At 64.2% G+C, this 21,642-nt stretch carries 14 protein-coding genes; 8 read left to right on the top strand and 6 right to left on the bottom strand.

Features of this window, described 5'->3' with window-relative positions; genetic code table 11:
- Position 1 precedes the first annotated feature (1 nt).
- The 8 genes from xdhB (at position 2) to E4O92_RS09720 (ending at position 14,142) form a co-directional block, all read left to right on the top strand.
- Positions 2-2,341 carry a xanthine dehydrogenase molybdopterin binding subunit gene (xdhB, locus tag E4O92_RS09755; RefSeq protein ID WP_135189571.1) on the top strand — a complete coding sequence of 780 codons (2,340 nt, stop codon included), beginning with the start codon at positions 2-4 and terminating at the stop codon, positions 2,339-2,341.
- Position 2,342: 1 nt separating this feature from the next.
- Positions 2,343-3,353, top strand: a complete 1,011-nt coding sequence (gene xdhC / locus E4O92_RS09750) for a xanthine dehydrogenase accessory protein XdhC (protein WP_135189570.1) — start codon at positions 2,343-2,345, stop codon at positions 3,351-3,353.
- Positions 3,353-4,669, top strand: a complete 1,317-nt coding sequence (gene guaD, locus E4O92_RS09745; RefSeq protein WP_135189569.1) for a guanine deaminase — start codon at positions 3,353-3,355, stop codon at positions 4,667-4,669. Before xdhC ends, guaD begins: the two co-directional genes overlap by 1 nt.
- Before the next feature lie 23 nt (positions 4,670-4,692).
- Positions 4,693-6,210 (top strand): amidohydrolase family protein, encoded by a 1,518-nt coding sequence (locus E4O92_RS09740; RefSeq protein ID WP_135189568.1) that lies wholly within the window; start codon positions 4,693-4,695, stop codon positions 6,208-6,210.
- Between the two features lie 537 nt (positions 6,211-6,747).
- Positions 6,748-10,170 (top strand): TonB-dependent receptor, encoded by a 3,423-nt coding sequence (locus tag E4O92_RS09735; RefSeq protein ID WP_135189567.1) that lies wholly within the window; start codon positions 6,748-6,750, stop codon positions 10,168-10,170.
- A 186-nt stretch (positions 10,171-10,356) separates the two neighbouring features.
- Positions 10,357-12,054, top strand: a complete 1,698-nt coding sequence (locus tag E4O92_RS09730; RefSeq protein WP_135189566.1) for a bifunctional metallophosphatase/5'-nucleotidase — start codon at positions 10,357-10,359, stop codon at positions 12,052-12,054.
- A gap of 28 nt (positions 12,055-12,082) precedes the next feature.
- Positions 12,083-13,135 carry a S1/P1 nuclease gene (locus E4O92_RS09725; protein ID WP_135189565.1) on the top strand — a complete coding sequence of 351 codons (1,053 nt, stop codon included), beginning with the start codon at positions 12,083-12,085 and terminating at the stop codon, positions 13,133-13,135.
- A 512-nt stretch (positions 13,136-13,647) separates the two neighbouring features.
- A complete protein-coding gene (locus tag E4O92_RS09720; RefSeq protein WP_135189564.1) occupies positions 13,648-14,142 on the top strand; it encodes an Hcp family type VI secretion system effector in 495 nt (164 codons plus the stop codon).
- A gap of 160 nt (positions 14,143-14,302) precedes the next feature.
- Here the strand turns inward: E4O92_RS09720 and E4O92_RS09715 are convergent, their stop codons facing one another.
- From E4O92_RS09715 to E4O92_RS09690, 6 genes are all read right to left on the bottom strand, one after another.
- Positions 14,303-15,271, bottom strand: a complete 969-nt coding sequence (locus tag E4O92_RS09715; RefSeq protein WP_135189563.1) for an ABC transporter permease — start codon at positions 15,269-15,271, stop codon at positions 14,303-14,305.
- Positions 15,272-15,274: 3 nt separating this feature from the next.
- Entirely contained in the window at positions 15,275-16,360 is a 1,086-nt protein-coding gene (locus tag E4O92_RS09710; protein WP_135189562.1) for an ABC transporter permease, read from the bottom strand.
- Positions 16,357-17,886 carry an ABC transporter ATP-binding protein gene (locus E4O92_RS09705; protein WP_135189561.1) on the bottom strand — a complete coding sequence of 510 codons (1,530 nt, stop codon included), beginning with the start codon at positions 17,884-17,886 and terminating at the stop codon, positions 16,357-16,359. The genes E4O92_RS09710 and E4O92_RS09705 overlap by 4 nt, the downstream gene beginning before the upstream one ends.
- Before the next feature lie 123 nt (positions 17,887-18,009).
- Positions 18,010-19,008: a BMP family lipoprotein gene (locus E4O92_RS09700; protein WP_135189560.1), complete on the bottom strand. Its 999-nt coding sequence runs from the start codon at positions 19,006-19,008 to the stop codon at positions 18,010-18,012.
- Positions 19,009-19,338: 330 nt separating this feature from the next.
- Positions 19,339-20,211 carry an alpha/beta hydrolase gene (locus E4O92_RS09695; RefSeq protein WP_135189559.1) on the bottom strand — a complete coding sequence of 291 codons (873 nt, stop codon included), beginning with the start codon at positions 20,209-20,211 and terminating at the stop codon, positions 19,339-19,341.
- A gap of 235 nt (positions 20,212-20,446) precedes the next feature.
- Positions 20,447-21,637, bottom strand: a complete 1,191-nt coding sequence (locus tag E4O92_RS09690) for an NHL domain-containing protein (RefSeq protein ID WP_135189558.1) — start codon at positions 21,635-21,637, stop codon at positions 20,447-20,449.
- Between the last annotated feature and the right edge of the window lie 5 nt (positions 21,638-21,642).

Here is a 21,642-nt window from a genome sequence, read left to right as displayed (position 1 = left end):
CATGAACGACGCAGGCGTACCAGAGCTGAGCCAGGCCGCGTGGACCGCGGTCGGCCTGTCCCGTCCGCACGAATCGGCCGATCTGCATGTGCGTGGCCAGGCCACGTACACGGACGACATCGCGCAAGTGCAGGGCACGCTCCATGCCGCGCTTGGGTTATCGACCAAGGCGCACGCCAGGATCACGGCCATCGACCTGACCGCCGTGCGGGCCAGCCGGGGCGTGGTTGCGGTGTTCACCGCCGCCGACATCCCCGGCTTGAACGATTGCGGCCCGATCATCCACGACGATCCGATCCTGGCCGATGGGCTGGTCCAGTACGTGGGCCAGCCGGTCTTCATCGTGGTGGCCGACACCCACGACAACGCGCGCCGGGCGGCGCGCCTGGCGCAGGTGAGCTACGAGGAACTGCCGGCGATCCTGACTCCGCAGGCGGCGCGCGCCGCGCAATCCTACGTGCTGCCGCCGATGCGCCTTGCGCGCGGCGATTCGCAAGCAGCGTTCGAGCGCGCACCGCACCGGGTCAAGGGCGAGCTGCACGTCGGCGGGCAGGAGCAGTTCTACCTTGAAGGCCAGATCGCCTACGCGATTCCCGGTGAGGATCGCGGCATGCTGGTGTACTGCTCGACCCAGCACCCGAGCGAGATGCAGCATGTGGTGGCGCACGCGCTTGGCCTGCATTCGCATCACGTGGTGGTCGAATGCCGGCGCATGGGCGGCGGCTTCGGCGGCAAGGAGTCGCAGTCGGCCTTGTGGGCGGCATCGGCGGCGATCGCGGCGGCGCGCCTCAAGCGCCCGGTCAAGCTGCGCGCGGACCGCGACGACGACATGCTCGTCACCGGCAAGCGCCACTGCTTCCATTACGAATACGAAGTCGGCTACGACGACGAGGGCCGGATCGTGGCGGCGAAGGTCGACATGGTCAGCCGCGCCGGCTTTTCGGCCGACCTGTCCGGGCCGGTGGCCACGCGCGCCGTCTGCCACTTCGACAATGCCTATTACCTGTCCGACGTCGAGATCCTGGCCGCCTGCGGCAAGACCAACACCCAGTCCAACACCGCGTTCCGCGGCTTCGGCGGTCCGCAGGGCGCGATCGCCATCGAGTACGTGATCGACGAGATCGCGCGCAACCTCGGGCGCGATTCGCTGGACATCCGGCGCCTGAACTTCTACGGGCGGCAGGAACGCAACGTGACGCCTTACGGTCAGGAGGTGGTGGACAACGTGATCCACGAGCTGGTGGCGCAGCTGGAGGCGTCGAGCGAATACCGCGCGCGGCGCCAGGCGATCGAGGACTTCAACCGCACCAGCCCGGTGCTCAAGAAAGGGCTGGCGCTCACGCCGGTCAAGTTCGGCATCGCGTTCAACGTGACCCACCTGAACCAGGCCGGCGCGCTGGTGCATGTGTACGTGGACGGCTCGATCATCGTCAACCACGGCGGCACCGAGATGGGGCAGGGCCTCAATACCAAAGTGATGCAGGTGGTGGCGCACGAACTGGGCGTGGACATCGCGCGGGTGCGCGCCACGGCCACCAACACCGGCAAGGTGGCCAACACCTCGGCCACCGCCGCCTCCACCGGCGCGGACCTGAACGGCAAGGCGGCGCAGGATGCGGCGCGCCAGATCCGCGAGCGGCTGGCGCAGTTTGCGGCCGCGCAGTACGGCGGCCAGGCGCACGAGGTGTCCTTTGCGGCGGACACGGTGTTCGTGGGCGGCCACGAGATTGCGTTCGCCCAGCTGGTGGCCAAGGCGTATCTGGCGCGCGTGCAGCTCTGGTCCGACGGCTACTACGCCACGCCAGGCCTCAGCTGGGACCCGAAGAGCATGACCGGCCGTCCGTTCTCTTATTTCGCCTATGGCGCGGCGGTGTCGGAAGTGGTGGTGGATACCCTGACGGGCGAATGGAAGCTGCTGCGCGCCGACGCGCTGTACGACGCGGGCAATTCGCTGAACCCCGCGATCGACATCGGCCAGGTCGAGGGCGCCTTCATCCAGGGCATGGGCTGGCTAACCACCGAGCAGTTGTGGTGGAATCCGGCGGGCAAGCTGATGACCCATGCGCCGTCGACGTACAAGATCCCGACAGTTTCGGACTGCCCGGAAGACTTCCGCGTGCGCCTGTTCGACAACCGCAACGTCGAGGACAGCATCCACCGTTCCAAGGCGGTGGGCGAGCCGCCGCTGCTGTTGCCGTTCTCGGTGTTCTTTGCGATCCGCGACGCGATTTCCAGCGTCGGCGATCACCGGGTCAATCCGCCGTTGAATGCGCCTGCGACCTGCGAAGAAATCGTCAATTCGATTGCCGCCGTGCGGGCGGCGTGCGCGCGGACGGCGTGACATGGACGGCTGGCTGACAGAGGGGCCGGCCGTGCTGGTCACGGTCGCCATGGTTGAAGGATCGGGTCCGCGCGAGCCGGGCGCGAAGATGTTGGTTAGCGCCGATGCGCTGAACGGCACCATCGGCGGCGGCCACCTCGAGCTGCGCGCGATAGCAATCGCACGCGACATGTTGAAAGACGGCCAGCCGCGGCGCCTGGAGCGTTTCGCGCTCGGCCCCAGCCTCGGCCAGTGCTGCGGCGGGGTGGTGCATCTTGCGTTCGAACTGCTCGAGCCCGCGCATGCCGCGCTGCTCGCGCGGCACCGGCACGAAGACGTGTGGCGCCTGTCGGCGCTGGATGGCGCGCCGCACACCGCCCTGTTCGACGCCAACGCGCGCCAGCTGGCGGGCGAGGGCGCGCCCATGTTCGCGCGCCACCGCGGCACCCACGTGATGCAGGAACAGGACGGCCGCCGCTGGCTGGTCGATCCGGTAACGCCGCCGGGCGCGCACCTGATGCTGTTCGGCGCCGGCCACGTCGGCGCGGCGATCGTGCGCGCGCTGGCCGATTTGCCGTGCCGCGTCACCTGGGTCGACGAGCGCGATGAACAGTTCCCGGCCAGTGTGCCGGCCAACGTCAGCGTGGAAGCGACCGACATGCCGGAAGCGCTGGCGGCGCGCGCCCCTGCGGGAACCTGCTTTCTGGTGATGACGCACAGCCATGCACTTGACCAGCGGCTGGCGGACGCGATACTGTCGCGTCCCGGCGCGGACTGGTTCGGCCTGATCGGATCGCACACCAAGCGCAAGCAGTTCGAGCACCGGCTGCGCGCACGCGGCATCGACCCGGCGCGCATCGACGGCATGGTTTGCCCGATCGGCGTGCCTGGGATTGCCGGCAAGGCGCCAGCCGTGATCGCCGCCTCGGTGGCGGCGCAGCTTCTCCAGTTGTGGGAATCCCGGGACGCGGCCGGCGCCGCATCCGAGCCCTCGGCCCCCAGTTTCAGACTAGTAGCCTCAGAAAGAATCTAATGTCGACCGTAACACAGCCCATGCAAGCCTACCGAGCGAGCTTGCTGCATTTTCACGCCGATCCGGCCCTGTCAAGCGATGCCCATTCCTGGATTGAAGACGGCCTGCTGCTGGTCGAAGACGGCAAGGTCAAGGCAGCCGGCGACTACGCGTCGCTCGCTTCGGCCCTGCCGCCCGGCGTTGCGGTCGCCGATTATCGCGGCCATGTGATCACCCCGGGTTTCATCGACACCCACCTGCATTTCCCGCAGACGGACATGATCGCCTCGCCCGGGCCCGGCCTTTTGCCATGGCTGGAAACCTATACCTTCCCCACTGAGCGCAGGTTCGAGGACTTGGCCCATGCGCGCTCCGTCGCTGAGTTCTTCGTCGACGAGCTGCTCAGGAACGGCACCACCACGGCAATGGTCTACTGCAGCGTGCACCGCGAGTCGGTGGACGGGTTCTTTGAAGCGAGCCATGCGCGCAACCTGCGCATGGTCGCGGGCAAAGTGCTGATGGACCGTCACTGCCCGCCGTTCCTGCGCGACACCTGTGTTGAGGGCGTGCGCGACAGCGAAGAGCTGATCAACAAGTGGCACAAGCACGGCCGCCAGCTGTACGCGATCACGCCGCGTTTCGCGCCCACCTCGACCGAGGAGCAGCTTGCCCTGGCGGGCGAACTGGCGCGCAGCTACCCGGACACCTTCATCCAGACTCACGTCTCGGAAAACGTCGACGAGTGCCGCTGGGTGCGCGAGCTGTTCCCCAACCATCGCAGTTACCTGTCGGTGTACGAACACTATGGCCTGATGCGCCAGCGCACCATGTTCGGCCACTGCGTATGGCTCGACGGCGAAGACTGGGCGCGCATGGCCGACACGCAGTCCGCGACCGCGGTCTGCCCGACTTCCAACCTGTTCCTCGGCAGTGGCCTGTTCGATTTCGAGACGGCCGACGGCGCGGGCGCGCTGCTCTCGCTGGGTACCGACGTCGGCGGGGGGACCTCGTTCTCGATGTTGCAAACGATGAATGAAGCGTATAAAGTTGCGCGATTGAAAGGCAGCTACCTGCCGGCGCTGCGCATGTTCTACCTGGCGACGCTCGGCGCGGCACGCAGCATGCAACTCGAGGGGACGATCGGCAGCTTCGCTCCCGGCGCGGAGGCCGACTTTATCGTGATCGATCCGAAGGCGACGCCGCTGCTGGCGCGGCGCACGTCGCATGCCAATTCTCTCGAGGAGTTGCTGTTTGCGCTGGCGCTGCTGGGCGACGACCGCGCCATCCGCGCCACCTACGCGGCCGGTAACCTGGTGCACAGCCGCCTGCCGTCTTAACCTCACCGAGAGAACCACAAGCCATGCACACGCTACTTCGCCACAGCCTCCTGATCGCGCTCGCCCTTGCCGGCAGCGCGCAAGCTGCCACGCCGGGCGCGGCCGGCCGGGCCAACGAGGCCGCCACCGCACGCCACTACGCGGCGCTGATCGCCGGAGCACAACCGAAACTGGCCGAGCTCACGCTGTTCTTCTCGCAGATGCCCAAGGGCGGCGACCTGCACCACCACTATTCGGGCGCGCTGTACGCCGAGCAGTATGTCGACTGGCTCGACAAGCAGGGCTGGTGCGTGGACAAGCAGAGCTTCCGGATCGTGACCGACAAGGCGGTGGTCGAGGCGGAGAGCGCCAAACCACCCGCGCAGCGCAGCTGCCTGGTGAGCGGCGACGTGTATGCCGACGACCACACTTACCGCGAACTGCTCAAGCGCTGGTCGAGCAAGGACTTCGACAACCACGGCACGATCCAGCCGCCGCCGGACCGCCAGTTCTTCCAGACCTTCGGCTACTTCGGCGCGGTCTCGAACACCAACTTCCATGAAGGCCTGCTGACGCTGAAAGAGCGCGCGATCGCGAGCAACGTGGCCTACATCGAGACGATGTTCAAGATGTCGCCGTTCGTGACCAATCCCGACTTCGACAAGGCGGCCTGGCAGAACGCCAACGACGACGCCGCGTTCGACGCGCAGATGCGCAGCTGGATGGCGCAACTGGAGCAGGACCCGGCGTACCTCCGTTCGATCACCGAGTTCGTCGCCAAGATCGACGACGCGGCCAAGGGCATCGACGACGAGCGCTTCACCATGCGCTACCAGACCTATGTGCTGCGCCTGTTGAACCCGTCGCAGGTGTTCTCGTCGATGGTGGCCGGCTTCAAGGCGGCACAGGCCAGCGACAAGATCGTGGGCGTGAACATCGTCGGCCAGGAAAGCCAGATGGTGTCGATGCGCGACTACACGCTGCACATGAAGATGTTCCGCTTCCTGAAGGCGCGCTATCCGAACGTGAAGGTGGCGCTGCATGCGGGTGAGCTGGCGCTGGGCGACGTGCCGCCGGAAGGCCTGCAGTTCCACATCGACCAGGCGCTCATGCTCGGTCACGCCGACCGCATCGGCCACGGCATCGACCTGGCGCACGAGACGAATGCGATCGGGATCATGAAGACGATGAAGGAGAAGGGCATTCCGGTCGAGATCAACCTGACTTCGAACGGCTTCATCAACGGGGTCCGGGGCGAGAACCATCCGATCACGCTGTACCGCAGGTATGGGGTGCCGTACGTGATCTCGACCGACGACGCCGGCGTCACCCGCCACACTCTGGCCAACGAGTACGTGCTGTTCGCGAGCCGCTACAAGCCGGATTATGCGGAGGTGAAGAAGGCCTCGTACAACAGCATCCGCTATTCGTTCCTGGCCGACGCCGACAAGGCGCGCCTGACGCGCCAGCTCGATGAACGCTTCGCCCGTTTCGAGGCGGAGATCGCCACGCTGGACAAGCCTGCGGCGCGCGGCGTGGTAAAAAAGGCAAGCTCCAAATAGCATCCCGCCAATTTCGCACGGCCCGTCCGCCGGGCTGGCCGTGCGCTCCTCGATGTTGCAGATTTTGCTTTGATAAATCGCAAACCTTCGGCGGAAATCCTTCACATTTGGCCTCATGTGTGGCCTTCCTGCGACAAATCTTCCTTCCGACCGGGTCCTTTGGAGAAATATTTCCCGAATGGATTTCGTCTAAGAATGCCTCCTTTATAATCGCGCCTTAAGATTTTGCTGGGGAGACCCACGCACGAGGTGCGCGCCGGACGGTTTTTCGGGTGGATTTATATCCACAAGCTATAAATCCGGAAGAGAAAAGGTATTTGTCATCTTGGTAACGCTAATGTCATATTCGATTTCAACATCCGGGCCGTTGATGTTGTTTTTCCGATACGTAACGTTCCTGACATATTGAGCACTTACAATTCCGGCACCTGCGGTGTGCCGGGGTAGCGTCGCATGCAGCAAAACAGGGTTGCAGTACTGTAAGAGGGAAGTCCTTCGGGGCGACCAATAACAATTAAGTCAAATTGGGGTTATATAATGATCACTCAACAACAGATCCGGCTCACCAAGCTGGCGCTGGCTTTGTCGATTGCGTTGTCGGCGGCGCCGACCTTCGCGCAGAACACCACGTCGGCCGTCGGCGGACGCATCACCAACGCTGACGGCGCTCCGGCAGCCGGCGCAAGCGTTCAAGTCATCCACACCGAGTCCGGTTCTGTCAGCAACGTCACGACCGACGCGGAAGGCCGCTATGTGGCCCGCGGCCTGCGCGCAGGCGGCCCGTACACGATCATTATCACCAAGAACGGTGTCTCGGAGAAACGTGAAAACGTCTTCCTCCAGCTCGCCGAGACCGCTTCGGTCGACGCCACCCTGGGCCAGCAGATGCAGACCGTGACGGTGACCGGCAGCGCCTCCCGTTCCGAAGTCTTCTCGCGCAACAACATGGGCACGGGCACCAGCATCAGCGCCAGCGAACTGGCGAGCCAGGCGTCGATCCAGCGTAACCTGCAGGACTACGCCCGCGCCGACCCGCGCGTGTCGCAGACCGACAAGGAGCGCGGCGAGATGTCGGTGGCCGGCCAGAACTCGCGCTTTAACTCGATGACCATCGACGGCGTGAACGTGAACGACACCTTCGGCCTGGAAGCCAACGGCAGCCCGACCGCACGCCAGCCGATCTCGATCGAAGCGATCCAGTCGGTCCAGGTGAACGTTGCCAACTACGACGTGACCCAGAAGGGCTATACCGGCGGCAACATCAACGCCGTCACCAAGTCCGGTACCAACCAGTGGAAGAGCACGGCGTACTTCGTGACCCGTGACGACAACCTGGTCGGCAAGCGCTACAACACCGCCGCCGACACCTACAGCAGCGCGCCGGCGTTCAAGGAAAACACCAAGGGCGCATGGGTCAGCGGCCCGCTGATCCAGGACAAGCTGTTCTTCTTCGCCCTGCTGGAAGAGAGCAAGAGCTCGCGCGCAACGCCTGATTTCGGCGTGATCGGCAGCAACGCCGGCACCACCGTGGGCATCACCCAGGCCGAAATCGCCAAGCTCCAGGACATCGCCAAGAGCTCCTACAACCTGAACCTGGGCAGCACCGACGTGCCGGCCGGTTCGCAGTTCGTCTCGCGCGAGCAGATGCTCAAGGTCGACTGGAACATCAACGACAACCACCGCGCCAACGTCCGTTACGCCAAGACCTCGCAGAGCGATCCGGTGTTCCCGTCCTTCTCGGCCACCGGCGTCACGCTCGACTCCCAGTTCTACAAGAACGTGAAGAGCATCGAGACCACCGTGGCCCAGGTATTCTCGGACTGGACCCCGACCTTCTCGACCGAATTCAAGGCTTCGCAGCGTAACTACAGCTCGGTCCCGGAAAACAGCGCGCGCATGCCGTCGATCTCGTTCGGCTTTGGCGGCCCGTTGCCGGCCGACGCACCGGCCGGCACCCGCACCGGTAGCCGCTTCATCAACTCGGGTACCGAGTATGCACGCCAGATGAACGTGCTGGGCACCGAAACCACCGACCTGTATGGCGGCGCCAACTGGACCGTGGGCGACCACGAGATCAAGTTCGGTGCGGACTACAACAAGAACTCGATCTACAACGCCTACCTGCAGAACGTGTTCGGCAACTACACGTTCCAGTGCGACAACCGCTTCACGTACGATTTCCTCAAGGGCGGCAAAATCGCCGACTGCAACAAGGCGACCCTCGCCGACGTGGAAAGCGCGGTGTACGAGAACTTCAAGCGTGGCCGTCCGTCGTCGTACAGTGTCCAGGTGCCGGCGGCCGGGTATGCGCTCAATGATGGGGTTTCCCAGTTCACGATGAAGACCACCGGCCTGTTCCTGCAGGACACCTGGAGCTTCAACAAGAACCTGACGCTGAGCTATGGCGTTCGCCTCGATCTGCTCAATGTCGGCAACAAGCCGATCGCAAACACTGCCGCTGCACAGCCGGTCATCGCAGGCAACGCGGCAACCTTCGTGCGCGCGACCGGCGGCTTCGGCTACGACAACACCGTGACCCTGGATGGCACCAAGCTGTTCCAGCCGCGCGTGGGCTTCAACTACCGCTTCGACACCGAACGTGCGATGCAACTGCGCGGCGGCGCCGGCCTGTTCCAGGGCGCGGCGATGTCGGTCTGGCTGTCCAACCCGTTCTCGAACCCGGGCGTGGCCACCCGCGTGATCAGCTGCAGCGGTTCCGGCGCGACCCAGTGCCCGACCACGGACGGCACCTTCAGCCCCGATCCGGACAAGCAGAAGACCGTCAACGGCGCGATCCCGGCCGCGAACGTCGACTACCTGTCGTCTGAACTGCGTCAGCCGTCGGTGTGGAAGGGTAACCTGGCGTTCGAAAGCGAACTGCCGTGGTACGGCCTGGTCTTCGGCGCCGAGGCGCTGACCATCAAGACCAAGGACGGCCTCTACTACGAGAACATGAACCTGGGCGCGCCGACCAAGATCGGTCCGGACGGCCGCCAGCTGTTCTGGAACGCCAATGGCCTGTCCGCGGCTTGCTACACGATCGGTAATGGTTCGGTAAGCACCACGGCAGGCTGCACCAATACCAACAAGGCGCTGAGCAACAACAGCTACGGCAACGTGCAGATGGCCAAGCGCACCAGCGAAGGCGGCTCGAACGTGCTGACCATGTCGCTGACCCGTCCGCTCACCAAGGGTTACGGCTGGTCGGTCGCCTATAGCCACACCAGCGCAACCGAAGTGTCGCCGCTGACTTCGTCGGTGGCGAACTCGAACTGGGCTGCCCGTTCGGTGTTCAACCCGAACGAAGACGTGGCCGCCAACTCGGCCTACCTGGTCAAGAACCGTGTCAACGCCAAGGTCGACTGGAAGCACAATTTCTTCGAAGGTTACAAGACCACCTTTGGCCTGTTCTACGAAGGCCGCTCGGGCAAGCCGTACAGCTGGACGTTTGCCAACGACATGAACGGCGACGGCTCTGCCGGCAACGACCTGATGTACATCCCGAAGGCATTCGGTTCGGGTGAAGTTGTGTTCGCAGGCGACACCGCGACCAGCCACGCCAACGAGCAGAAGTTCTGGGACATCGTCAACGCCAACAAGGTGCTGCGTAATGCTGCCGGTGGCGTGGTGGGTCGCAACAGCGACTTCTCGCCGTGGACCAACAGCTTCGACATGCGCCTTTCCCAGGAAATCCCGGGCCTGTTCAAGCGTAACAAGGGCTTCCTGAGCCTGGACATCTTCAACGTCGGCAACCTGCTGAACAAGAAGTGGGGCCATATCAACGAGATGGTGTTCACCTCGAACGGCGGCCAGGTGCGTAACTTCGTCGACTACGCCGGTATCGATGCGCAGGGCCGTTACGTGTACTCGATGCGCAACCAGGTCAAGCCTTACGATATCCGCCAGAACAAGGGCGAATCGCAGTGGGCAATCCAGATGACCGCCAAGTACGAATTCTAATTTCCTGAGTTCGTCTGCTTGACATGAAAACGGCCGGTGGCGACACCGGCCGTTTTTTCGTTTACGGGTGAGTGGGTAGTGAGGCGTAACGGCAACTGTAAAGACCCGATTGCTACCCGTTGATGCAATAATGCGCCTCGCCTCAGTTGGCTTTAGAGTTTGCATTCTTCAAAAGGTATCCTGACGATGATCGTCCCGCGCCCCCTTCGGGCAAGCATTCCCGCGTTGGCTGTCGCGCTGGCACTGGCCGGCTGCGCCAGCGTGCAGCAGCGCGCTCCCATTGACATCAACCTGGTCGCGCTCAACGACTTCCACGGCAACCTGGAGCCGAGCAAGTACACCTATACCGACGCCGTCACCGGCAAGAAGGAGTCGCTGCGTGCCGGCGGCATCGACACGCTGGGCGGCGCGCTGGCCGCATGGCGGCGCGAAGACAAGGACCTGCTGCTGGTCGCCGCCGGTGACCTGATCGGCGCCAGCCCCGCGGTATCGTCGATGTGGGCGGACGAGCCGACCATCTCCGCATTGAACATGCTGGGCCTGTCCGTCAGCTCGCTGGGCAACCACGAATTTGACGGCGGCCGCAAGGAGCTGCTGCGCCAGCAGCATGGCGGCTGCGATTCGCCGCGTCCGTCCAAGGCCTGCCAGCTGGCGCCGAATTTCGGCGGCGCCAAATTCGGCTACCTGGCCGCGAACGTCACCGACAGCGCGACCGGCAAGCTGCTGGTACCGGCGTACCGCATCGAGTCCGTCAAGGGCGTGAAGGTCGGCTTCGTCGGCGCGGTGCTGCAGGGGACGCCCTCGGTGGCGGTCGCATCAGCGGTCGCGGGCCTGTCGTTCCACGACGAGGCGGAGTCGATCAACAAGGTCATTCCCGAAATGCGCAAGCAAGGCGCGCAGGTGTTCGTGGTCTTGATCCACGAGGGCGGCAAGACCGACGAGTCGCCTGACAAGGTCGGCTGCGAGCGGCTGGAGGGCGCGATCGTCCCGATCGTGCAAAAGCTTGACCCGGCGATCCGCCTGATAATCACCGGCCATTCGCACCAGGGCTACCTGTGCAATGTGGATGGCCGCGTGGTGACGCAGGCTGCGTCCTTCGGCCACCTGCTCTCGCGCATCAAGATGACTGTTGATCCGGCCACCGGCGGCGTGCAGGGCATCGACGTGCGCAACGTGGTGATGAAGGAGGGCGACTTTGCGCCCGACACCAGGCTCACGGAGTACGTGGCCAGCGTCAAGGAGCGCAGCCAGGCCGCGCTGGCGCGACCGGTTGCGCGCCTGGGCGCCGCCCCGATCCTGCGCCACCAGAACGAAGCCGGCGAATCGCCGCTGGGCGACGTGGTCGCCGATGCGGTGGTCGCGGCGACCCGCGCGCAAGGCGTGCAGATCGGCTTCATGAACGGCACCGGCATCCGCAAGGACCTGGAAGCCGGCGCCGACCTGGTCGCCAGCTTCGGCCAGGCGCAGGCAGTGCTTCCGTTCGGGAACACGCTGGTGGTCATGGACCTGACCGGCGCACAGCTTCACCGTCTGATCGAGCAGCAGTGGGATCGTCCGGCCGCATCGGACCCGATTGTGTTGCAAGTTTCGAACGGCTTTTCCTATGCCTGGGACAGCAGCAAGCCGGCGGGTAGCCGCGTGGTGCCCGGCAGCGTTAAGCTGAACGGTGTGCCGCTCGAGGATGCCCAGACTTATCGCATAGCCGTGAATAACTTCCTGGCCGAAGGCGGCGACCATTTCGCCGAGTTTGCCAAAGGGACGAAGCGCATCGAAACCAAGATCTATGACCTCGACGCGCTGATCGATTACCTCGCCAAAAACCCGGGCGTGGGCGCGCCAAACGCCTCGCTTGCCCCGTCCGTGCGCATCCAGAAAGTGCGCTGAACGACAACCTCCATAACAAGGGAACTGTATGAAGAAACTAGCTTGTGTACTCGCGCTGTCCGCCGCCTTCGTGTCGATGGACGCGCTGGCGTGGGGTAACGACGGTCACCGCGCGGTCGGCGCGATCGCGGACCAACTGCTCAAGGGCACCAACGCCGGCAAGCAGGTCGCCGCGCTGCTGCAGCCGGGCGAAACGCTCGAATCGATCGCTAACTGGCCGGACTGCGTGAAGGGCAACTACTGCGGCCCGCAGTCGCAGGAGATGGTCGACTACGTGAACGCCAATCCGAAGCACCATGAGTACCACTACACCGACGTGCCGTTCCAGCTGGAGCACTACCACGACCACGACGTCGGCACTGCCGAAGACGATATTGTGCAGACGCTCAAGCAGTGCATCGCGGTCCTGCAGGGCAAGGACACGCCAGAGACCAATCCGCACAAGTTCACCAAGCGCCAGGCGCTGATCCTGATCACCCACATGACCGGCGACATCCACCAGCCGCTGCACGTGGGCGCGGCCTTCGTCAACAAGGAAGGCCAGTTCGTGGTGCCGAAGAAACAGGCGGAAGTGGACGAGCTCGCGGTGTTCGACTCGCGCGGCGGCAACAACTTCCTGATGGATAACGCCAAGCTCGAGCAAACGAGCGCAGCCCTGATCCCGCCGGGCGAACCGAAGCCGATCAAGGAAGGCGTGCCTGCGGCACTGACCAAGCCGTTCCACTCGTATTGGGACAGCACCACGGTCGACTATGCTTTCCGCCGCATCCGTACCAAGACCCCGGAGAAGTTCGCGCAAGCCGCGATCGCCAGCCAGCCGGAGTTTGCCAAGAACACGGGCGACGTTTCGACCTGGCCGTACCAGTGGGCTGACGATGCGCTGGCTGTGTCGAAGCATGCTTACGCCGGCGTCACCGCGGGCAAGCTGACCAAGCAGACGAGCAAGAAGGGCGACACCTACTACACGTGGAACCTGGAAGTGCCGAACGATTATCCGGTGCCCAGCTCCGCGATCGCCAAGACCCAGCTGATCAAGGGCGGCTATCACCTGGCCGACGTGCTCAAGGCGATCTGGCCGTAATATTTGTGCGTGTGCCTGGGGGCGTTTTGGCGTCCCCATGAACTGCGCGCGAAGCCCCCAACGACTCGCTCCTTCTGGTCTATGCGCCGTTGTAGGGTGGGCAGGTTTCCTGCCCACGCGTTCAGCGATCACCGGCCATATCCGAACAGTTTCCCTGTTAGTTGAACGCGTGGGCGGGAAACCCGCCCACCCTAACGGGCATTGCAAAGCGACGTGCCGCCCCGTAGGATGAATCACGCAAAACGCAGCGCAATTCACGGTTAGAGGCGCCAGCGGTGGCGCTTGGCCAACATTGCATCGCGTTTTGCGTTTCTTTATCGCATGTTTCGGCGAGGCATAGTCACGCCTTCGACATGCGGTTGATTCACGTTACGTGAGCGGTCCCCAAGAATGCCGCCACTGCCAGTCTAGTCCCCTTGTCCTTTTTTCCCCGTAGAAGATGATTAACATCAAACGGGAGGCTGGCCAAGTTGGCAACATTGTTGTTCCCATTACTTCAATTGGAGACAGCAATGGCAATCGACGCATACCTGCAAATCGCAGACATCAAGGGCGAATCGAACGACGAGAAGCACAAGGGATGGATCGAGGTCAGGAACGTGGACTGGAGCGTGAACCAGCCGCGGGCCACGTCCATTTCGACAGCCGGCGGTCACACCAACGCCAAGGCTGACCTGTCCGTGGTCAGTTTCGACAAGCTGGCCGACTTGGCTTCCCCGATTCTGTTCCAGCACTGCGCGATGGGCAAGACGATCCCCAAGGCAGTGTTCGAGTTCTATCGGGCCGATGGCGAAGGCAAGCCGATCTGCTACTTCAAGCTGGAACTGGAGAACGTGATGATTTCCAAGTTCCATCCGAACAGCGGCAACGGCGGAACGCTTGCTGAGACGGTTCACTTGGCTTACGCCAGGATCAAATCCACGTACACGCAACAGAAGATCGGCGGCGGTGCTGGCGGCAGCACAATGGGCGGCTGGGACGCGTCCGCCAATAAGGTCCACGCCTAGCAGAAGTGGGTCCTGCAAAAGCGGCAACGAGCATGTGCTGCACGCGATGGGCGTGAGCGGCAAGAAGATCGGAAGAGATTACAACGGCAGGGCAGGAGAGGTAGGACAGGCTGCGCCCAGGGTGCGCTCAGAAAAAGCGCACCCTGGCCAATACCGCGGCTTAGCGGGATTTGACGAACGGCTTGCCGATCGCCTTCGGCGCCACCGACTTGGCCATCAGGCCGGCCAGCACGACCACGGTCACGACGTACGGGATCATCTGGATCAGCGAACCCGGAATGCGTCCCACGACCGGCAGGTCGACACCTTCGATCTGGATCTGCACTGCGGAGAAGAAGCCGAACATCAGGCAGCCGAGCACCGTTTGCAGCGGACGCCAGTTACCGAACACGAGCGCGGTCAGCGCCAGGTAGCCGGCGCCGGCCGACATGTCGCGCAGGAAGAAGCCGCTCTGGACGATCGCCAGGTAGGCGCCCGAGAACGAGCACAGGACGCCGGCCACCAGCATGGCCATGTAACGCGTGCGCTCGACCGATACGCCGGCCGCGTCGGCCGCGTGCGGGTTCTCGCCGCAGGCGCGCAGGCGCAGGCCGAAGCGGCTGTGGTAGAGCACCCAGTGCACGATCGGCAGCAGCAGGAACGCCAGGTACACCAGGATCGAGTGCCCGCCGATCACATGGCCGTAGAACCAGCCGATGAACGGCACGTTTTCCAGCGCCGCGGCGCCGGGCAGGATCACCTCGGGCAGGCGCGCGTCGCCCAGCTCCGGCGTGCGGCCGCCTTGCTGGAAGAAGAATTGCGCCACCACGAAGGTCAGGCCGCTCATGGCGATGTTGATCGCGATGCCGGCCACCAGCTGGTTGCCCTTCTGGGTGATCGAGACGAAGGCCTGGATCATGGCGAGCGCGCTCGATACCAGGATCGCCGCGAGCACCCCGTAGTAAGGATTCTTGGTGACGTAGGCGACGGCTGCCGAGACGAAGGCCGAGGCGAGGATCTTGCCCTCGAGGCCAATGTCGACGACGCCGCTCCTTTCCGCGAACAGGCCGGCCATGGCTGCGAACATCAGCACCGGCGCGTTGCGGATCGTGGAGACCACGATACTGGCGATATGAAGGTCTTCCAGCATGGCTTATCCCTTGCGTGTTACGTTGATCAGTTTAAGGATGGCTGGCGCGTAGAGGTTTTCCATCGCCCCGCAGAACAGGATGATCAGGCCCTGGATGAAGATGAAGGTCTCCTGCGGAATGTTCGGTTTTTCGAGCGACAGGTCGAAGCCGCCCTGGATCAGCGCGCCGAACAGCACCGACGAGAGGAAGATGCCGATCGGGTGCTGGCGCCCCATGAGCGCGATCGCGATGCCGATGAAGCCGGCGCCGGCCGGGAAGTTCAGCGACAGGTAGTGGGTCGAGCCGAGGATCGAGTTGACCGCGGCCAGGCCCGCCAGCGCGCCGGAAATGAGCATGGCATTGACGATCATGCGGCTGATCTTCACGCCCGCGTAGTGGGCGGCATGCTGGTTCAGGCCGGTGGCGCGCAGCTGGTAGCCCCACGACGAGCGCCATACCATCACGCCGTAGATCGCCAGCGCGGCGATCGCGATCAGGAAGCTGACGTTCAGCGGCGTATCGCCCAGGACCGGGAACCAGCTCGACAGGCGCGGCATCTCGGCGGCGTGGGTGAACACGCGCGAGGCGGGGTTCTGCTCGCCGTCCGGAATCAGGTACTTGACGATGATGAAGTTCATCAGGCTCGCGGCGATGAAGTTGAACATGATGGTCGTGACCACCACGTGGCTGCCGCGCTTGGCCTGCAGGTAGCCGGGGATGAAGGCCCACAGCGCGCCGAACAGGGCGGCGCCGAGCATCGCCGCCGGGATCAGGAGCCAGGCGGACAGGGTGTGGTCGAACGCGAGCATGGCCAGCGTCAGCCCCAGGCCGCCGAAGTACATCTGGCCTTCGGCGCCGATGTTGAACAGGCCCGCTTTCATCGCCACCGAAACCGCCAGGCCAGTGAAGATGAAGGTGCTGGCGTAGAACAGCGTATAGGACAGGCCTTCCGGGTTGAGAACGGCGCTATCGAACAGGATGCCGAGCGATTCGACCGGGCTTTCGCCGAGCAGGTGGATCACCAGCGCGGCCACCAGCAGCGCCGACAGCAAATTCAGGAGGGGCAGGACAACGCCAGTGGCCCAGCGTGGGAGTTCAGTCGTTTTCATGATTTGTGCATCCCGCCCATCAACAGACCAATGCGGGTGGTGTCGAATTCGTCAATCTGCAGCTCGCCCGTGATGCGGCCGCCCGACATCACGACGATGCGGTCGGCCAGCGCGCGTACTTCCTCCAGTTCCACTGACACCAGCAGGATCGCCACGCCTTCGTCGCGCAGGCGCAGGAGCTGGGTGTGGATGCTTTCGATGGTGCCGATGTCCACGCCGCGCGTCGGCTGGCCGACCAGCAGCAGCTTCGGCTGCGCCGACACTTCGCGCGCGATCACGACCTTCTGCTGGTTGCCGCCGGAGAGCAGGCCAATGCGCATGTCCGCGTTTTTCGGGCGCACGTCGAACGCTTCGATCAGGTGCGCGCAGCGCTTGGCGATCGCGTCGAAGTTGAACAGGCCCCAGCCGTTGGTGACGCGGTCGTGGTAGCCGAACACGGTGTTGTGCATGACCGAGAAGTCCTTGATCACGCCATCGCGCAGGCGGTCTTCCGGCACGTGGCCGATGCCCAGGTTGCGGAATGTGGCGGGCAGGCCGTCGGCGTTGGAGCGGCCGTCGAACGGCAGCTCTTTGCCCAGGAAGTCGACCCGGCCGCTGCTGGGCAGGCGCATGCCGGACAGGATCTCCATCAGTTCGCTCTGGCCGTTGCCCGAGACGCCCGCGATCGCGACGATTTCGCCGGCGCGCACGGTGAGGTCGATGTCGGCCAGCAGTCTGACCTTGTTCTTGTCTTCCAGCTGCAGGCCGGAGACCTGGAGCACTGCGGCGCCCGGATTGTAGGGCGCGCGCGGCAGTTCGCTCTGGATCGGGCGGCCGACCATCATGCCGGCCAGCTGCTCGCGGGAGGTGTCGGCGGTGGCCACCGCGCCCACCACGCGGCCGGCGCGCATCACGGTCACCTGGTCGGTGATGTCCATGATCTCCTGCAGCTTGTGGGTGATCAGGATGATGGTCTTGCCCTGTTCCTTGAAGAGGCGCAGGATTTCGAACAGCGACGCGGTTTCCTGCGCGGTCAGGACCGCGGTCGGCTCGTCGAGGATCAGGATGTTGGCGCTGCGGTAGATCTGCTTGAGGATCTCGACGCGCTGCTGCGCGCCCACCGACAGGTCCGAGATCGTGGCCAGCGGATCGACGTCCAGGCGATAACGCTCGCAGATTTCGCGCAGCTTCGCTTCGGTTTGCGCGCGCTGGCCGGCGAGCTTGAAGCCGCCTTCGGCGCCCAGCATCACGTTGTCGAGCACGGTCATGTTCTCGACCAGCATGAAGTGCTGGTGCACCATGCCGATGCCAAGCGCGATCGCTTCCTGGCTGGTGCGGATGGTGCGCTCCTGGCCGTCGATCAGGAGCTGGCCGCTGTCGGCGTTGTAATAGCCGTACAGGATGCTCATCAGGGTGGATTTGCCGGCGCCGTTCTCGCCGATCACGCCGTGGATCGAGCCCTTGGCGATCGAGAAGCTGACGTCAGCGTTCGCTTGCACCGGCCCGAAGGCCTTGCTTATGTTGCGAAATTCTACGGCTGGCTGCATTGCGATCAGTAGTAAATATAAAAACCATTCATTCAAAAGCGCACCGCGCCGGCAAGTACCGGCGCGGTGGGTTTTTGGCTTTGGTGGCCCGTCGTCAGGCTACCCCTCAGGCTACAAAAGGGATCAGATCGGGCAGGAACTGTTGGCGCGGTAATCCACGACCTTGATCTTGCCGTTGATGATGTCGGCGCGGATGGCGTTGACGCGCTTTTCAATGGCCGGGGTCACCACGGCACGGTTGTCCTTGTCGAGCACCCAGTCCACGCCGCCTTCGGCCAGGCCCTTGTAGGTGATGCCCGGCTTCCAGGTGCCGTTCTTCACCTGCATGAACGCGTCGTAGATGGCGACGTCGACGTGCTTGACCATCGAGGTCAGCATCGTGCCCGGGTGCAGGTAGTTCTGGTTCGAGTCCACGCCGATCGCCAGCTTGCCCTTTTCCTTGGCTTGCTGCAGCGTGCCCATGCCGCTGCCGCCGGCCACTGCGAACACCACGTCCACGCCGCGGTCGAACTGCGCACGCGCCAGTTCGCCGCCCTTGGCCGGGTCGTTCCAGGCCGCGCTGGTGGTGCCCACCATGTTCTGCAGGATTTCAACCTTCTTGTCTTCGGCCTTGGCGCCCTGGGCGTAGCCGCAGGCGAAGGCGCGGATCAGGGGAATATCCATGCCGCCGACAAAGCCGAGCTTTTTGCTCTTCGATGCCATCGCCGCCGCCACGCCGACCAGGTAGGAACCTTCCTGTTCCTTGAACATCACGGAGTTGACGTTATTGCCCTTGGCGATGCTATCGATGATCACGAAGCGCACGTTCGGGAATTCCGCAGCGACCTTCTGCACGGCCTGGGTCTGCGAGAAGCCGATGGCGGCGATCAGGTCCAGCTTCTTGCGCGCCAGGTTGCGCAGCATCTGCTCGGCCTGGGTGTCGCTGTTGGCCTGGACTTCCAGGTACGAAATGCCGGTCTCTTTCTTGAAGCGTTCCGCGCCTTCGTAGGCGGACTGGTTGAACGACTTGTCGAACTTGCCGCCGGCGTCGTACACGATGCCCAGTTTCGGCGCGGCTGCCGCCATTGCGCTGCCGGCGATGCACAGCGCCGCGACCGCCATGCTGAGTTGCTTAAATTTCATGAGTTGGCTCCTGGAATATCCGATATTGTACCTGCCGCAATAGCCGCTTGGGTGGGACTGCTCAAGCTTTATCGCCACTGCCAAGCAAGCGCGGTGCCGCCGTCGGCTCGCCGTGCGGATGCTGTCAGGCCAGTTTGGTGAGGCCTCGACGATTGATATCGTGGTCGCGCTGACAGCCTTTCGCAGCTCAGCCTTGCCACTATGCATCAGCCCGATTATGTATGGCAAATACGATTTTACTTCGCAATTTATTTCGAGCAAATATAAATTGAGACAACTTTCCGGATTTTGTGTCGCGTGCCGGCTACGGAACAGCCGTGCGGGGGCAGTTCAGCCGGGCAGCCGGTGCTCCGCCGCGATCATCGCCGGCAGGCTGAACTGGCCGTGCAGGAAGGTGGCGATCCGCTGCTGGGTCGCCTCGAGGTAGGGGATGTTCAGGTGGTCCGAGTCGGGGATGATGTCGTCGCCCTTGAGCTGGGCGAGCTTGGCCACCAGCTGGTCGGTGTGCGAGTGCGGGATCACGTCGTCGACCGCGGCGCGCAGCACATAGGTGGGCGCCGTGAGCGAGGGCGCGTACTTGATCGATTCGAAACGGTGGCGCAGCATGTATTCGATCGGCATGGCGCGAAAGCGCCGCTTGGCGATGGCCAGGATCGAGTCGTAGGGCGTGATGAGCACGACCGAATGGACCGCCCGTTCCTTGGCGACCTGGACCGCAACCCCGGAGCCGAGGCTGCGCCCGACCACCGCGATGCGGCGCGGATCGACATGGGCGCGCGCGGCCAGCCAGTCAAACAGCATGCAGCCATCGTCGACCATGTGCGTTTCGGCCGGGTCGCCCTGCGACGCGCCGTAGCCGCGGTAGTTCATCGCGAGCACGGTCATGCCCGGGAATAACTTGCCGGCGTCGCGCGCAACCCACGACACTTCCTCGGAGCGGCCGCCGAAATACAGCACTGCCGGCTGCGGGCCGGGCAGCGGCGGCGTCATCAGCCAGCCGCACAGGCGGGTGCCGTCCTTGGCGCGCAGCACCACCGGACGGGTGCGGTGGCCGCTGCTGCGCGGGCTTTGCACTTCGCGCTTGACGGTGGGATTGAACACCAGCCGCCGCTGGCTGGCGGCCACCGCGGCCGTCAAGCCAAGCCACAGCACGCTGGCAAAGCCAGCCATGCCCGCAGCGACCTTTTTGGACGTGGTGTTCATGACACCAGTCTACCTCGGCAATGGAATTTGCTCCGTGCGCCAGATAGCAAACGGCGCAAGGGTTGGTCGGTTTGGTGCCTGCAGTCGTGTCTTTACAACGGCTGAGCAAGGAAACTTATCGCATCATGCAGCGGAAGTAAGCGTTTTTTCAATATGAGCAGGGCAAGGCGCGGCGGGGGCAGTTGCGCGGCCAGGAGCCGCAACGCAGCCATGCTCAGTTCGGGGCGCCGGCCGGTCAGGGCGCCAGGACGAGTTTCAACAGCAGGTTGTTCGACGTGACCACGAGCGTGTTCTTGCCCGTCACCGCCATGCCCTGCGGCTTGTCCAGGCCGCCCGGCAACGGCCCCAGCACGGTGCCGTTGCGGCCCGCCACGCCGGCCACGGTGCTCACCGTCCCGCGCGTGCTGATTTTCCGGATCGTTGCATTGCCGGTATCGGCCACATACAGGTTGCCCGCGGCATCGACCTCGACATCGCCCGGGCGGCAGAAGCGCGACGTGACCGCATTGCCGTCGGCGCTGCCGCAGTCGTTCGGGCGGCCACCCAGGGTGCTGACGTCGCCGCGCGGGCTGATGATGCGGATGGTCGAATTGGCCGTATCCGCCACGTAAAGGTAGCCCAGCGCGTCCAGCGCAATGGCCTGCGGCTGGCAGAACCGGGCGGCGGTGCCCCGGCCATCCGCGCTGCCGCACAGGCCCGGCGCGCCGGCAATGGTGGTGACGTTGCCGGCGGCGTCGATTTTGCGCACGGTATTGTTCTGGGTGTCAGCCACGTACATATTGCCGCGCTGGTCGAGCGCGATGCCTTGCGGATTGCAGAACTGGGCGCGGCTGGCGATGCCGTCGACGCTGCCGCACACGCCTGCCGTACCGGCAATCGTGGTCACCACGCCTTCCGGCGAGACCCGGCGGATCGTCGAGTTGCCGGCATCGGCCACGTACAGGACCCCGTTGCGGTCCACCTGCAGCTTGGTTGGGCCATTAAAGCGCGCGCCCTGGCCGACGCCGTCGCTGCTGCCCTGCGTGCCGGCGGCGCCGGCAACCGTCGTCACCACCGCCTGCGGCGTGACCTTGCGGATGGTGGAGCTGTTGCGTTCGGCAACGAACAAGTTGCCCTGGCTGTCCGTGGTCATTCCCGCAGGCCCGTCCAGGCGCGCGCTCGGGCCGGTACCGTCCAGCGTGCCGTCGCACTGGCAGACATCTCCCGCGAACAGGAACAGGCCGGTGCCGGATGGCGCCGGGTCCGGCTGTTTTGGCGGGGGCTGGTCATGGTTATGGTCATGCTCATGGTAGCCGTCGCCATCGTCGTAGTAACCGATCGCCACAAATCCTCCGCCGCAACCGGGCGCGGCAAGCGCCAGCAGGGCAGGCAGAACCCATCTGGTCACGCGCGTGAATCGTGAGGGCAGGGCGGGTCGGCGCATCATAGTCG

The organism is Massilia horti, from assembly GCF_004614195.1.
Taxonomy (GTDB): domain Bacteria; phylum Pseudomonadota; class Gammaproteobacteria; order Burkholderiales; family Burkholderiaceae_D; genus Telluria; species Telluria horti.
The sequence above is the reverse complement of the archived record's forward strand: the minus strand, read 5'-3'. Positions and strand labels throughout refer to the sequence as shown.